General features: G+C 72.4%; 11 protein-coding genes. 5 read left to right on the plus strand and 6 right to left on the minus strand.

Annotated elements, in window-relative coordinates:
- The first annotated feature begins 344 nt into the window (after nt 1-344).
- The 3 genes from BLT82_RS34030 to BLT82_RS34045 all read left to right on the plus strand — a co-directional run bounded on the left by BLT82_RS34030 (nt 345) and on the right by BLT82_RS34045 (nt 6194).
- On the plus strand, nt 345-3935 hold the full coding sequence (locus tag BLT82_RS34030; RefSeq protein WP_208868120.1) for a DNA polymerase III subunit alpha: 3591 nt from the start codon (nt 345-347) through the stop codon (nt 3933-3935).
- Between the two features lie 209 nt (nt 3936-4144).
- Nucleotides 4145-5128: a DNA polymerase Y family protein gene (locus BLT82_RS34040; RefSeq protein ID WP_455431883.1), complete on the plus strand. Its 984-nt coding sequence runs from the start codon at nt 4145-4147 to the stop codon at nt 5126-5128.
- Nucleotides 5129-5336: 208 nt separating this feature from the next.
- A complete protein-coding gene (locus BLT82_RS34045) occupies nt 5337-6194 on the plus strand; it encodes an esterase/lipase family protein (protein ID WP_093661982.1) in 858 nt (285 codons plus the stop codon).
- A 184-nt stretch (nt 6195-6378) separates the two neighbouring features.
- On the opposite strand, the gene BLT82_RS34050 is transcribed toward BLT82_RS34045, so the two are convergent.
- From BLT82_RS34050 to BLT82_RS34060, 3 genes are all read right to left on the minus strand, one after another.
- Nucleotides 6379-7377 carry a lytic polysaccharide monooxygenase auxiliary activity family 9 protein gene (locus BLT82_RS34050; protein WP_093661984.1) on the minus strand — a complete coding sequence of 333 codons (999 nt, stop codon included), beginning with the start codon at nt 7375-7377 and terminating at the stop codon, nt 6379-6381.
- A 477-nt stretch (nt 7378-7854) separates the two neighbouring features.
- Nucleotides 7855-8268 (minus strand): Imm10 family immunity protein, encoded by a 414-nt coding sequence (locus BLT82_RS34055; RefSeq protein WP_093661986.1) that lies wholly within the window; start codon nt 8266-8268, stop codon nt 7855-7857.
- A gap of 84 nt (nt 8269-8352) precedes the next feature.
- Complete coding sequence (locus BLT82_RS34060) at nt 8353-8799, minus strand: hypothetical protein (protein WP_244529868.1); 447 nt, start codon at nt 8797-8799, stop codon at nt 8353-8355.
- A 493-nt stretch (nt 8800-9292) separates the two neighbouring features.
- On the opposite strand from BLT82_RS34060, the gene fxsT reads away from it, so the two are divergent.
- Nucleotides 9293-11311 (plus strand): FxSxx-COOH system tetratricopeptide repeat protein, encoded by a 2019-nt coding sequence (gene fxsT / locus BLT82_RS34065; RefSeq protein ID WP_093661988.1) that lies wholly within the window; start codon nt 9293-9295, stop codon nt 11309-11311.
- Between the two features lie 41 nt (nt 11312-11352).
- On the opposite strand, the gene BLT82_RS34070 is transcribed toward fxsT, so the two are convergent.
- Together BLT82_RS34070 and BLT82_RS34075 are read right to left on the minus strand one after the other, a co-directional pair.
- The gene (locus tag BLT82_RS34070) at nt 11353-11676 is read right to left on the minus strand and encodes an STAS domain-containing protein (protein WP_093661990.1); all 324 of its coding nucleotides are present in this window, start codon (nt 11674-11676) and stop codon (nt 11353-11355) included.
- A gap of 357 nt (nt 11677-12033) precedes the next feature.
- On the minus strand, nt 12034-12531 hold the full coding sequence (locus tag BLT82_RS34075; protein ID WP_093661992.1) for a levansucrase: 498 nt from the start codon (nt 12529-12531) through the stop codon (nt 12034-12036).
- Between the two features lie 217 nt (nt 12532-12748).
- On the opposite strand from BLT82_RS34075, the gene BLT82_RS34080 reads away from it, so the two are divergent.
- Nucleotides 12749-13315 carry a hypothetical protein gene (locus BLT82_RS34080; RefSeq protein ID WP_093661994.1) on the plus strand — a complete coding sequence of 189 codons (567 nt, stop codon included), beginning with the start codon at nt 12749-12751 and terminating at the stop codon, nt 13313-13315.
- 111 nt (nt 13316-13426) lie between these two features.
- On the opposite strand, the gene BLT82_RS34085 is transcribed toward BLT82_RS34080, so the two are convergent.
- Nucleotides 13427-13887 (minus strand): FG-GAP repeat domain-containing protein (locus BLT82_RS34085; protein ID WP_143041576.1); only part of this gene is annotated, 461 nt, incomplete at its 5' end.

The following is a 13887-nucleotide window of genomic DNA, read 5'->3' on the forward strand; positions in this document are numbered from 1 at the left end:
GGCGGACGGGGGACCAACGCGCGCGGGCCCTCATTCGCCCGAAGGCCGCCATCCGCCCGGAGGCACGGATGGCCGAAGGCACGGATGCGCGGAGGCACGGCCGGGGACTTCCCGGGCCCGGCGGCTCCGGGCGCTTCCCGGGCCCCGCGGCTCCGGCGCGCGGACTTCGCGGACTCCCCGGGCCGCGGTCCGGCCGTCTCGGGGACCAGCGTTTCCACGTCCACCGGGCGCGGGGGAGCCGTACGGATCATGGTCCCGGACCGTAGCCGAGCCCACCCGGACGGTCATCGTACGAATGTTCGAAACTTGGTCTATGGTGGAGGCGAGGGGGAGGTGAGAACGGATTGATCCAGGAGGTGCGGGTGCCCGGTTTCACGCATCTGCACACCGTGTCCGGTTTCTCCGTGCGGTACGGGGCTTCGCACCCGGAGCGGCTGGCCGAGCGCGCCGCCGAGCGGGGCATGGGCGCCCTCGCCCTGACCGATCGCGACACCGTCGCGGGCGCGGTCCGCTTCGCCAAGGCCTGCGCCAGGGCGGGGGTCCGCCCGATCTTCGGGGCCGAGCTCGCCGTGCGCGAGCAGGGCGCAGGGGCCGGGGACCCGGCCGCCCGCGCCGAACGCCGGCGCACCCCGGTCCGGGGCGGCGCCTTCATCGACGAGTCCGCGCCCCGCGTCACCTTCCTCGCCCGCGACGGCGCCGCCGGCTGGGCGGAACTCTGCCGGCTGATCACCGCGGCCCACACCGCCGACGGCCGGCCGGTCCTCGACCGGGACGCCCTCGCCGGGGCGACGGGACCCGCCGGGGCTTCCGGGGGTGACGGGCTCACCGTGCTGCTCGGCCCGGCCTCCGAGGTGGGCAGGGCTCTCGCCGCGGGCCGTCCCGACCGGGCCGCCCGGCTGCTCGCGCCCTGGCGGGAGCGGTACGGCGACGCGCTGCGCCTCGAAGTGGTGCACCACGGGACCGAGGGCACGGGCCCCGGCTCGCTCCGCCTCGCCGCCCGCACCGCGGGCTTCGCCGCCGAGCAGGGCGTCAGGGCCGTCCTCAGCAACGCCGTGCGCTACGCCGACCCCGGCCAGGGCCCCGTCGCCGACGTCCTCGACGCCGCCCGCCGGCTCGTGCCCGTCGACCCCGCCCGAGGGCTCGACAGTGGCGAGCGCTGGCTCAAGGGCGCGAACGACATGGCCCGCGCGGCCGAGCGGATCGCCGAGGCCGCCGGCGGGCGCCGCGACGCCGCGCACCGGCTGCTCGCCGTCACCGAGGAGACCGCCGCCGAATGCCGCGTAGACCCCGAACGCGACCTGGGGATGGGCTACGCCTACTACCCGGAGCCGCACCTCGTGGGCGCCGCCGGACGCAGCGCCCAGCGCGTCCTCGCCTCCCGCGCGGCCGCCGGGATGGTGCTGCGCGGCTACGACAGGCTGCCGCCGGCGCAGTCCCGCGCGTACTGGGAGCGGATGCACTCCGAGCTGGACGTCATCGCCTTCCACGGCAACGCCACCTACTTCCTGACGGTTGCTCAGGTCGTCGACGACGTACGGGAGATGGGCATCCGGGTCGCCGCCCGCGGCTCCGGCGCCGGATCCCTCGTGAACCATCTCCTCGGCATCGCGCACGCCGACCCGGTCGAGCAGCACCTGCTGATGGAGCGCTTCCTGTCCAAGCGCCGGTTCGCGCTGCCCGACATCGACATCGACGTCGAGTCCGCCCGCCGGCTGGAGGTGTACCGCGCGATCCTCGACCGCTTCGGAGAGGAGCGGGTCGCGGCCGTCGCCATGCCAGAGACCTACCGGGTGCGGCACGCGATCCGGGACGTGGGCGCCGCGTTGAGCATGGACCCGGCCGAGATCGACCGGCTGGCGAAGGCGTTTCCGCACATCCGTGCCCGCGACGCCCGCGCGGCCATGGAGGAACTGCCCGAACTGCGCGAGGTGGCGAAGGAGAAGGGCGGCCACCGCAGACTGTGGGAGCTGGTCGAGAGCCTGGACGCGCTGCCGCGAGGCGTTGCCATGCACCCGTGCGGGGTGCTCATCTCCGACTCCTCGCTGCTGCGGCGCACCCCCGTGATGCCGACCAGCGGCGAGATCCCCGGCGGCCCTTCGGGCGGAGGGGCCTCCCCCTTCCCCATGTCGCAGTTCGACAAGGAGGACGTCGAGGACCTCGGGCTGCTCAAACTCGATGTGCTCGGCGTACGGATGCAGTCCGCCATGGCGCACGCCGTCGCCGAGATCGAGCGGACGACGGGCCGGCGGATCGACCTGGACGACGCAGGTCAGGTGCCGCCGGGCGATCCGGCGACGTACGGGCTCATCCGCTCCGCCGAGACGCTGGGCTGCTTCCAGATCGAGTCGCCGGGCCAGCGCGATCTCGTCGGCCGGCTGCAGCCCGCGAGCTTCCACGACCTGGTCGTGGACATCTCGCTGTTCCGGCCGGGGCCGGTCGCGGCGGACATGGTGCGGCCGTTCATCGAAGCGCGGCACGGGCGCGCGCCGGTCCGCTTCCCGCACCCCGATCTGGCCGGGCCGCTGGCGGAGACGTACGGCGTCGTCGTCTTCCACGAGCAGATCATCGAGATGGTGGACATCATGACCGGCTGCGGCCGGGACGAGGCCGACCGGGTGCGGCGCGGACTCTCCGACCCCGAGTCGCAGGAGCGCATCAGGACGTGGTTCGCCGCGCAGGCGGAGCGGAAGGGGTACACGGCCGAGGTGGTCGCGCGGACCTGGGAGGTCATCGAGGCGTTCGGCTCGTACGGCTTCTGCAAGGCGCACGCCGTCGCCTTCGCCGTGCCGACGTACCAGTCGGCGTGGCTCAAGGCGCACCATCCGGCGGCCTTCTACGCGGGGCTGCTCACGCACGACCCCGGCATGTACCCGAAGCGGCTGCTGCTGGCGGACGCGCGGCGGCGGGGGGTGCCGGTGCTCCCGCTCGATGTGAACCGGTCCGCGGTCGCCCATCGCATCGAACTGGTGTCCGATGTGACCTCCGGGGGGCGGTCCGGGACCTGGGGTCTGCGGTTGGCGTTCTCCGACGTCCACGGCATCGGCGAGGCGGAAGCGGAACGGATCGAGGCCGCGCAGCCGTACACCTCGCTGCTGGACTTCTGGGAGCGGGCCCGCCCCGGACGGCCGGTCGCGGAACGACTCGCACAGGTCGGGGCGCTGGACGAGTTCGGTGCCAACCGCCGCGATCTGCTGCTGCACATCGCCGAACTGCACCGTGCCCAGCGGAGTTCGGTCTCCCGCGGCGGCCACGGCGGGCAGCTCCCGCTCGACGGCGGCCGCAGGACCGCGTCCGTCGGGCTGCCCGACCTCAACGAGGCCGAGCGGCTCAGCGCCGAGCTGGGCGTCCTCGGCATGGACGCGTCCCGTCATCTGATGGCGGACCATCACGTCTTCCTGGACGAACTCGGCGCGATCCCCGCGAAGCGGCTGCGCGAGGCGGAACACGGCGCGACGGTGCTGGTCGCCGGCGCCAAGGCGGCCACCCAGACACCACCGATCCGCTCCGGGCGACGGGTCATCTTCACCACCCTGGACGACGGTACGGGCCTGGTCGACCTGGCCTTCTTCGACGACAGCCACGAGGCGTGCGCCCACACCGTCTTCCACTCCTGGCTGCTGCTGGTGCGCGGTGTCGTCCAGCGCCGTGGGCCGCGCAGCCTCAGCGTGGTCGGTTCCGCGGCGTGGAACCTCGCGGACCTGATCGAACTCCGGCGCACGGGCGGCCTGGACGCGGTGGCCGGGCGACTCGCCGCGGTGGGCGGCGCGGACGGCAGCGGGGAGGCGGGTGCGTCCGGCACTCCGGCCGGCGGCGGCCGCCGCATCCGGATGTCCACCGGGTACGAGATGAACGCCTGGGCCGACCTCCGCCCCGCGGGTGAAGGGACGGCCCCGGCAAGGAAGTTGTGGCACCAGAGCCCGGGGAGCGCGGGATGACGAACGAGCAGGGGAACGTGCTTCCTCCGCGCGGCGACAGCACGGCGGACGGGGCGGACGCGCCCGCGCCCGTGCCCGTGCCCGTGCCCGTGTCCGCGCCCGACCCCGTGCCCGTACCTGTGCCCGACCCCGTGCCCGTACCTGTGCCCGACCCCGTGCCCGTACCTGCGCCCGACCCCGTGCCCGCGCCCGGGTCGGCGCCGGCAGGGGTGCCGGACGCGCCGACCGTCCTGTACGTGCGCTTCCGCGGCGCCGGCGGGGAGGCGCCGGACGGTGCTGTCTACGCGGGGCTGCTCGGACTGCTCGGTGCGTTCACCCCGGTGGTGGAGGCGATCGGCCAGGACGGCGCTCTGGCCGATGTCCGGGGCGCGCTGCGGTACTTCGGCCGGGACGCCGCGGGGCTCGCCGCGGTGATAAGGGTGCGGGCCCTCGCCCTGTACGGCGTCGACTGCGTGATCGGTGCCGGGCCCAACCCGCTGCTCGCCAGGATGGCGGCGCGGGAGGCCGGCCCAGGCACGACCCTGGTCGTGGGCGACGCGGCGGAGTTCCTCGCCGGTCGCCCGGTCGCCGCGCTGCACGGCGTCGGCCCCGCGACGGCCCGCACCCTCTGCGGCTACGGGCTCGACACCGCCGGCCGGGTCGCCGCCGCCCCCCTCGCCGTGCTCCAGCGGATCCTCGGCGTACGCACGGGCCGAGAGGTATACGAGAAGGCGCACGGCATCGACCGGACCCGGGTCGTCCCCAACGCGGCGGCCCGCTCCGTGGCGGCCGAACGCACTTTCCCCCTGGACGAGCTGGACCGCGACCGCCATCGTCGCGCGCTGCTCTCGCTCACCGGTGAACTGGGGGCGAGGATGCGGGGGGAGGGCCAGGTGTGCCGCTCCCTGACGCTCACCGTGCGCTACGCCGACCGCACCACGACCACCAGGACCCGTGCCCTGGCCGAGCCGACCGCGCACTCGGCGTCGCTCACCGGTGCCGCGTACAGGCTCCTGGACGCGCTCGGTCTGCAGCGCGCCCGCGTGCGTGCCCTCACGCTGCGCGCCGAGGGGCTGGTCCCCGCCGAACGGGCCGCACACCAGCTCACCTTCGACCCGACCGATGACAAAGCACGCCGGTTGGAGGCGGTTGCCGACCGGGCGCGGGCCAAGTTCGGCCCCCGCGCGGTCATTCCGGGCTCCCTCGCCGCATAAGCCGCACCTCCGCGTTTCTGTGAGTAACCACACCATCACGGATCTTGACGGTGTTTCAGTTTTTACCGACGCGTAACTTTCCAGTCTTGGTTACCCGTGCGTACGTTTGACATGAGCACACCTCCCTTCTTGTGGTCCGGGCCGCAGGGCGAATCCCCACATCCCCACATCAGCCTCGCATTCCCTTGAGCCGCAAGGAGATCGCACGATGCTGTCCTGGAAGCGTGCCCTCAGACCGCTGACCGCCGCCCTGCTGGCGGTGGCGATCGGCCTCGCGCCGGCCGCCACCGCCCACGCAGCCGCTCCGTCGAGCGGCTGGAACAACTGGTCCTGCAAGCCCTCCTCCGCCCACCCGCGCCCGGTCGTCCTCGTCCACGGAACCTTCGGGAACTCCGTCGACAACTGGCTCGCCCTCGCGCCGTACCTCGTCAAGCGGGGCTACTGCGTCTTCTCGCTCGACTACGGCCAGCTCCCGGGCGTTCCGTTCTTCCACGGTCTCGGCCCCATCGCGAAGTCGGCCGACCAGCTCGACGCGTACGTCGACCGGGTCCTCGCCGCCACCGGAGCCGGCGAGGTGGATCTCGTCGGCCACTCGCAGGGCGGCATGATGCCGCGTCACTACCTGAAGTTCCTCGGCGGCGCCGACAAGGTGAACGCCCTCATCGGCCTCGCACCCGACAACCACGGGACGACGCTCCACGGGCTCACCGGCCTGCTCAAGTACTTCCCGGGCGCGGCGGACCTGCTCGACTCCGCGACCCCCGGACTGGCCGACCAGATAGCCGGCTCCGCGTTCCTGACCAAGCTGAACGAGGGCGGCGACACCGTCCCCGGCGTCCGCTACACCGTCATCGCCACCAAGTACGACGAGGTCGTCACCCCCTGGCGGTCGGCCTTCCTCGACGGGCCGAACGTGAAGAACGTGACCTTGCAGGACCTGTGCGCCATCGACCTCTCGGAGCACGTGGCGATAGGGCTGTTCGACCGGATCGCGTACCACGAGGTGGCCAACGCCCTCGACCCGGCGAAGGCCAAACCGACGACCTGCGCGTCGGTCTTCGCATGACCTGACGGCAGGCACCCGACCTGCTGGTCCTGCTGACGGCCGGCACCCTCACGGACCGTCCGTCCTGCGCGGAGCCGCGGTGGCGATCCCGCCGCGGCCACCCGCGCCATCTGCCGGGAAACGGCGAAGGTGCCGCCGCGGACACACCGCGGGCGGCACCTTCGCCGTTCTCCGTGCCCTCGGCTCAGCGGCCGGCCCTGCGACGGGTGGTAGCGAACACCACGGCCGCGCCCAGCGCGAGCACCGCGGCACCGCCGGCCGCGAGGTACGGGGTGTCGCCGTCGCCACCGGTCTCGGCGAGGTTCTCCCCGGCGCCGTTGGCCTCGGGGGCGTTGGCCTCGGCGCCGGCCCCGCCGTCCGTGCCCGACTCCGTCGCCGCCTTCGGGGTGGCGTCGGCGGGCTCGTTCGCGGCCGGCACCTCGGAGTGGTCGTCGCCGCCGTGACCGCCGTGGTCGACGGTGGACTCGTCCTGACCCTCCTCGATCTGCTCGTCCGAGGGCGCGGACGCGGTCGGCGCCGGGGCGCCGCCCCCCGCGGAACCGCCGCCGTCCTGTCCGAACACCACGTCCGAGCACGTGTAGAAGGCCTCGGGCGAGTCCGACCGCTGCCAGATCGAGTAGACCAGGTGCCGCCCCGACTTCGCGGGCACGGTGCCGTCGAAGACGTACTCACCGTTCACCAGCTTCGGGTCCGTGACCTTGGCGAACGGCTGGGCCTCCAGGTCCGACCACGCGAGCGGCTTCGACGGGTCGTAACCGTCCTTCGTGATGTACAGCTCGAAGGAGCCCTTGTGCGGGGCGGTGGCCTTGTAGTGGAACGTGTGGTTGCCGGCCGCGAGCTTCGACGCGGGCCAGTCGGCGCGCGGCAGGTCCAGGCCCTTGTACTTGTCCCGGTTCGCGCTGCACAGCTTGCCGTCCGGGATCAGCGACTTGTGGTTGCCCGCGGCGTTGGCGATGTTGACCTCGTTCCAGTCGTAGAACGCCTGCGCCCCGCTGGCCGCGACCGCCGACTTGCACGCCGCGGAGTCGGGGCTCTCGGGCCCTTCGGCGTAACACGCGGACACCCGGCTCACCGGATCCGTCATCGACCCGTGCGCGACGGCCGGCGAGGCGGCGAGCGCGGTGAGCGCGAGCGGCGCGATCCCGAGCGCGGCGACGGTGGCGGCCCTGCGGCGAGCGGTCATGGTGAGGATCTCCTTCGAGAGCGGTGTTGGGGGAAGGAAGGGTCCCGGGCACGGGCCCGCACCGCGGTGCAGCCCCCCGAACCATCAGCGGCACCGACGCCGGACCCCGCCCGGCGATCAGCAAGCTAGCCCGTCAAAACGCCGAAACGGGCTGCTGGGGCGGAGTGATGGCGATCCTTATGGTCGTTTTAAGGGTGGGGTAAGAGCAGGCTCAGGAACGCTGCGGAGCGTGGGCGAGCGACCACGGGGTACCGGGCCCCGCGCTCCGTGGTCGGTCCACTGGCAGCCACCCGGTGTCGCCTCCGGTGGCGCCCCGCGTGGCTCCCCGTCGAGTGCCTCCGCGGCAGCGGTCACGTCCGCTGGAGTGGTGTATCGACGGCCACTCCAGCGGACGTGCCCTCAACCGCGTTCTTTCACTGCCCTTGGTGTCAACTGCTGATGTCAGCCGCAAACGACAGGCTGTGACAGCTTCCGGCGCTACACCATGATCAGTCTTGGGCGCGCATTTGCTCGTCCGTACGCCAAGATCCGGGGCAGCACCTCACGCATGCGCGCCACATCTCCTGCCGGTGCACGGAGCACGACCTCGATGACGTGGTCCTCCAAGTCAAGGTCGTCCAAAGACTCAGGGTCCAAGGTCACGCGCAGCAGGTCCTGACCGAACTCCAACATGCGTACGCAGCCATAGGCAGTGCTCTGGTCGGGCGTGACGAGGCAGTACGTATCCATGCCCAGGGACACCTCCTGTGCGTCCGGCTCCTCGAAGCCGCACATGAAGTGCAGAGAGAAGCTCTCCTCGTCTTCGGACTCGGCCACACCCGCTTGCAGGCAAGGCTCCTGGTCCGGGTCATCGATCCCCCAGGCAAACTGCGCAGTGAACCTGTACGTCATGAACGCGTCCTGGCAGGCGGCCCCGACAACAGAGTTCTGCTGCGGTACGGGATCGGCGACCGCGGCCTTGGTCTGGAGCCGGCCCTATGCCGCCTCCCACCTGAAGCGACCCTCCAAGCGGTCCGGGCTGAGGTAGGCATATCCATAGCCATGGGCGAAGTTCAGGAAGTACCGCTCGTCGAGGTCGGTGCCTGCCAGGCAGAAGAAGAAGCGCCACGGTGCCTCGACCCCGGCCCACTCGGAATACCCGGGTCGGCCTCCGAGGTAGTCGCTGGCGTCGATGGTGCCGTACTTCTCGAACTCGTGCTCCACCTCGGCCGGTACCGGCGACAGGTCGATGCGGAACTCGACGGGCACCTTTTCCTCACAGGGACCGAACCGCCAAAGCGAGCGTCCCGTCGTCCCGGCAGGCCCGATGGTGGCGAACCGGGGGATTCGGCCTCCCGGCTGGATGAGCAGAACGGCTTCACCGTCTTCCGCATCCACGCCACCGGTCTCGTAGTCGTCGTAGGACAGGAAGAGATACGCCATCCGCCGCCCCTCCCCGGGCTCCGCGGGGACGGGGAACTTTGAAGTCCAGTGGCTCCCCGGTCCTGGGGTGCACAGGCCAGCAGGGCTCGCCACGCCACACGGGCTCACCGCCCAGCTTGGGGACGGGCTCGGTGATGGGCTCCTCGACGGCGTGGAACGTCATCTCCAGCCGGGGGAGATACCCGGCGTCGTACGGACCCTCGGCCCCCACGACAGGACGCGGCAGCAACATGCCCGGAACTGTAACCGTCGGCTCTGACCGGCCCCGCCACCGGCGTCGTGCTCCAGCTCGCCACTCGGCGCCCCGGCCGCCGGGTCCTGCCGGCCTCGTACCGCCCCGGCCGCTTGGGTCGACCGGGTTCCCACTTCACGGTCGGCCTCCGTGCCGCCGGTCCGCCGACGTCCGTCGACTCCCCTCGGGCCGTGCGGTTCCTGGGATAAGATCACGCCGGCTGCGGATCGTCGCGGCCGGCGCCGTACCGAAGAGGGAGCCATGTGGCGAACGCTGGCCAGTGCGGTGGCCGGTCTGCTCGTGCTCTTCGTCGGCAGTCTTGCCTTCAACGCCGCGTCCGGGCAGAGCCGCTGGCCGGGGCCGCTCGACTTCGTGCGCGTCCACCCGTGGGTGGTGCTCCTCGCCCTGATACCCCTGGCGTTGACCGGGCTGTGGCAGGCGCCGCGCCGCGACCGTGCGCGGGTACCGCTCGAGCCCGTGACGTACCGGCTGCCCCCGCGCAACGCCAACTTCACCGGCCGTGACGCCGCATTGCGGGAGTTGCGGCAGCGCCTCACCTCGATGAACGACGTCGCGACGCTGGCCGTGCACGGGCTGGGCGGCGTCGGCAAGACCCAGCTCGCCGTCGAGTACGCCTACCGCTACCTGTCGAAGTACCGCTTCGTCGCGTTCGTGGACGCCGAGCACCCCGATCTGGTGGCGCGGCAGTTCGTGTCGCTGGCCGGCGAGCTGGGGCTGGCGGAGGTGAACTCCGAACAGGCCATTCCCCGTGTGTACGGCGGCTTGCGTGACCGCAGGCCCTGGCTGATCATCTTCGACAACGGGGAGAAACCCGGCACGCTGACGCACGCGCTGCCGTCGGGCGGCCTGGCGGGCAACGGCCATGTCATCGTCACGACCAGGGTGAACGGCTGGTCGAGCAGAGCCGACGTCATCGACCTGGACGTGTTCACCAGGCGGGAGTCGCTGGAGCTGCTGGTCCGGCGGGTGCCCGGCACGACCGCGGAGGTGGCGGACCGGATCGCCGGGCAACTGGGCGATCTGCCGCTGGCGTTGGAGCAGGCGGCCGGATACATGGGCTACAACCACACGGCGCCCGAAGAGTACCTGTCCCTGCTGACGTCACGGCTGGAGGACATGATCGGGCAGGGCGAGCTGGCGAACCGGCCGGCGGTGGTGGTCGCGACCCTGTGGCAGATCAGTGTGCGAAGGCTGGAGACGGAGCAGCCCGATGCGGTCCGGCTGCTGGAGCTGTGTGCCCTGCTCGCGCCGGAGCCGATCCCGCTGGACCTGTTCACCGGCAGCCCCGACGTTCTGAACATACCCGCAGCCGACCCGCTGGCCTGGGACACGACGGTCGGCGCCCTGGCCGGACTGGGTCTCGCGAGGCGCGGGAGCGCCTCACTGCTGCTGCACCGGCTGGTTCAGGCCGCCGTCCGGGCGGCGATGCCGGAGGCGGTGCGCACGGATGCCCGGGTCAGGCTGTGCCGCGCCCTGCTCGCGGCCGTGCCGCAGGACATCCACGCCGACCCGAACGCGCGGCCGCGCTGGCAGGAGCTGCTCCCGCACGTCATCGCGCTGGCCACGGACGAGCCACCGGCCGAGTGCGCCGCCGAGACCGCGGTGCTGCTGAGGCTGGCGTCGGAGTTCCTCATCCAGATCGGGGACTGCTCGGTCGCGCTGCCCCTGTGTGAACGTGCCCTCGCGATCGACGAGTCCCTCGGCGGCCGGGAGGCGGAGGTCGGCTTCGACCTGGTCACCCTGGCGCAGATCCACCGGGACCTCGGCGCGCCGGAGAGGGCACGCCCGCTGGCGGAACGCGCACTGCACCTGCACGATTCCTGCCTGTCGGCGGACAGCCCCGCCATTGCCACGGACCTGGCCACGCTGGCGCGGATACTGTGCCTTCTCGACGAGCACGGGGCGGCGCGGCCACTGGCCGAGCGGGCGCTGCGGATCGACGAGGCGGCGTACGGGCCGCACGACCCCTACGTGAGCTTCGACCTGGTGGCGCTGGCGAACGTCCACGTCGACCTCGGCGACTACGCCACGGCCGTGCCGCTCATCTCGCGGGCGCTGCGGATCCGGGAGGCCAGTTACGCGCCGGACCACCTGTACATCGGGTACGTCCTGCTGTTCCAGGCCCGGGTGCTGCACCACTTGAACGATCCGACCGCAGTGGATCTCGCGCGCCGAGGCGCGCAGATCCTGCACACCCAGCTGGGCAGGACCCACCCCAAGACCGAGGATGCGTTCGCCCTGGTCGACCGCCTACGTTGACGGCGCCCCGTCCGCGCCGGCGGCATGGTGCGCGGCCGGGCTCACACGGCCAGCGCCGGACGAACGCTGAAGAGCACGCCCGCGCCGGTGAGCTGCAGGAGGCGTCGCCCCTGTTCCTGCATGCCGTAGAGCTCCAGTGCCCCGTTCTCGGCTTCGGCGCGCAGGCGGAGGACCAGCAGCATGTTGAGGCCGCTGGAGTCCATGAAGGAGACGCCCGACAGGTCCAGGCCGAGTGTTCTGCCCGTGAGTGACACGGTGTCGGTGACCCGGGTTACGCGGGGGCAGGTGTCGGAGTCCAGTTCGCCGGTCAGAGTCACCACGGTCCGGTCCGGACGCTCGGTGACGCCCACGTGGAAAGTGCGCATGTCATGCCCACCGTTCGGGTTCGGAGCCCATCACGGTCGGCTTCCGTACGGGAAGAGGGCCGTCAAGCGCGCGGCGTCGTGCCGCCCAAAGCCGAGCAAGACCACCCGTACCTTCCATCGGTCACCGTATGTGACCGCTCGGCAGCGCGGGGTCTCCCACCAGACCAGGCTGGTTGCCCCGAGCGTGTCACATCCGTGGTCGAGACGCCAGGCCGCCCCCGGGCCGGGGGCCGCCGCCCGGGGAACTCGCGGTCGCAACAGCGCAGTTCGGCCCACCTTCGGCCCCGCGGCGGTGGCCCCTCCGTGGATCCGCGCCCGACGGCGGTGGCATGCCGCGCAGGATGACGCCCCGCACCGCTACTTCTGGAAGTAGCGCGTCCCCTTGTCGACCATGTGGGAGGCGTAGACGCGGCCCAGCGTCGGAGTGTCCCGGTAGAAGCCCACATGGCCCTTGGACATGTCCACCACGACCGGGCGTGCGAAACAGGCGAAGCGATTGCGCTGCTGTTCCTGCGCCCAGGCCATGGCCGCCGGGTCGACCCGCTGGCTCACCAGGACGGGAAAGGCGGCGACCCCGGTCTGCAGTCCGACCGGCAGGCCTCCCTTGTTGGCGCGGGCGTAGTCCAGGACCTGCCAGGTGAAGGACTCGACGGCCGGCACCGTGATCTCCGGCACGGCGGCGACCGCCGTGAAGAGGTGCAGTTTGGTGGCCGCCCACTTCAGCCGGAAGTCGGCGCGCCGGCCGACGAGCACGGAGGCGCCGTGCCACTGCTCCAGGCGCGGGGCGCAGCCGTCGGCCGCCAGCCGGTGTTCGACGAACTGCAGATAGGTCTGGACTGCGGTCGCTTCGGTCATGCGCAGATCATCGCCGAGCGACGCGAGGCGGCCGCGGGCGGGGGCCGGGACGCAACCGCCGCCGGGGGAGCGGCACTGTCCGGACCAAGCCCCGCTTGTCACGCTCTGCCCGACCTGTCAAGCAACGAGCTCCCGGGACTGCCGCCGTCCCCACCGGCCGCAGGACGCTGGATCCCCGACCGCGACATCCGCGGCGTCAGCGCACGTGGGAGGCGTCATGTCCGTGCTCACCCGGGCGGCCGCCCTCCGCCTGCTCGCCGTTCTGCTCGTCCTCGCCGTGGCGGTGGCCGTCGCGCGGCGATCGCCGCTGGGCTCTCCCGCACTGCTCGTCTCGGTGGGTTTGGCGCTCGTCGTCTTCTTCGCCCTCGTGCGGCAGCGCCTGCGGCGGTACTGGTCGGAGAGCCGGTGGGACGAGTGGCTCCGGACCGCGGCCGGGCTGGCGTGGCGGGACCGGTTCGATCTGTTCGGTGCCACCGTCCGCGGGCGCCCCGTACCCGACCCGCGGCTGTCGGCCCTGGCGGCGCAGCGCGCGGAACGCCTGTGCGCTCTGCTCGACGTCAGCAGGCCGGGCCGGGACGTGAGCTGGTCACTGCTCGGGGCGGCCGCGGCCCTTCTGCCCGCGGTGTGGCTGATGCTGACCCGGGAACGCGTCGCCTGGGCCTCGTTCGGCTGCGCGGCCCTGCTGGTGACGGTCTGCCTGACCGGTCTCCTCGTCAACGGCTGCCGTGCCCGCCGGGCCCGGCGGTGCCTCCGGGCGAACAGCCCTCAGCCGCCCCCTCGTTGAGCCCGCCCGCTCCGCCCCGGCCCCCGCACCGGTCACCGAAGGACCCCGCACGCACCGCGGCCGGGGGTGGAGCAAGGCTCCGCCCCCGGCCGCGAACGACGCATTCTCCGGTCAGCCGAACAGGTTGTAGGCCTGCCAGCCGCTGCCGAACGCGACGCGGGCGTTGAAGCCGCCGTTGCCCTTGCCCGGGTAGAGCCAGAGCTTGCCCGCGGTGTCGCGGGTCATGACGTCGGCGTGGCCGTCGCTGTTCACGTCACCGGTGGTGACGATCGCGTTCATGCTGCCGAAGGCGCCGACCAGGACGGGGGCAGCGAACGGCTTGGAGGCGACGCCGGTGCCCTTGTAGAGGTAGGTCTTGCCGTCGCTCTTGCGGGCGAAGACGTCGGCCTTGCCGTCGTTGGTGAAGTCTCCGTGGCCGCGGACCATGGTGAACGCGCCCCAGCCGGTGCCGATCGTGATCGGCGCGTTGAAGCCGCCGTTGCCCCTGCCGGGGTAGACGCGCAGGGTGCCGGTGGAGTCGACCGCGAGCAGGTCGGGCAGCTCGTCGCCGGTGACGTCACCGGGGGCGACGA

The organism is Streptomyces wuyuanensis, from assembly GCF_900103455.1.
In the GTDB taxonomy this organism is placed as follows: Bacteria; Actinomycetota; Actinomycetes; order Streptomycetales; family Streptomycetaceae; genus Streptomyces; species Streptomyces wuyuanensis.

Coding starts and splice junctions, on each gene's coding strand:
- BLT82_RS34045 (WP_093661982.1), top strand. CDS start 5,337: ATGCTGTCCTGGAAGCGTGCCCTCAGACCGCTGACCGCCGCCCTGCTG.
- BLT82_RS34050 (WP_093661984.1), bottom strand. CDS start 7,377: ATGACCGCTCGCCGCAGGGCCGCCACCGTCGCCGCGCTCGGGATCGCG.
- BLT82_RS34055 (WP_093661986.1), bottom strand. CDS start 8,268: ATGACGTACAGGTTCACTGCGCAGTTTGCCTGGGGGATCGATGACCCG.
- BLT82_RS34060 (WP_244529868.1), bottom strand. CDS start 8,799: ATGGCGTATCTCTTCCTGTCCTACGACGACTACGAGACCGGTGGCGTG.
- fxsT (WP_093661988.1), top strand. CDS start 9,293: ATGTGGCGAACGCTGGCCAGTGCGGTGGCCGGTCTGCTCGTGCTCTTC.
- BLT82_RS34070 (WP_093661990.1), bottom strand. CDS start 11,676: ATGCGCACTTTCCACGTGGGCGTCACCGAGCGTCCGGACCGGACCGTG.
- BLT82_RS34075 (WP_093661992.1), bottom strand. CDS start 12,531: ATGACCGAAGCGACCGCAGTCCAGACCTATCTGCAGTTCGTCGAACAC.
- BLT82_RS34080 (WP_093661994.1), top strand. CDS start 12,749: ATGTCCGTGCTCACCCGGGCGGCCGCCCTCCGCCTGCTCGCCGTTCTG.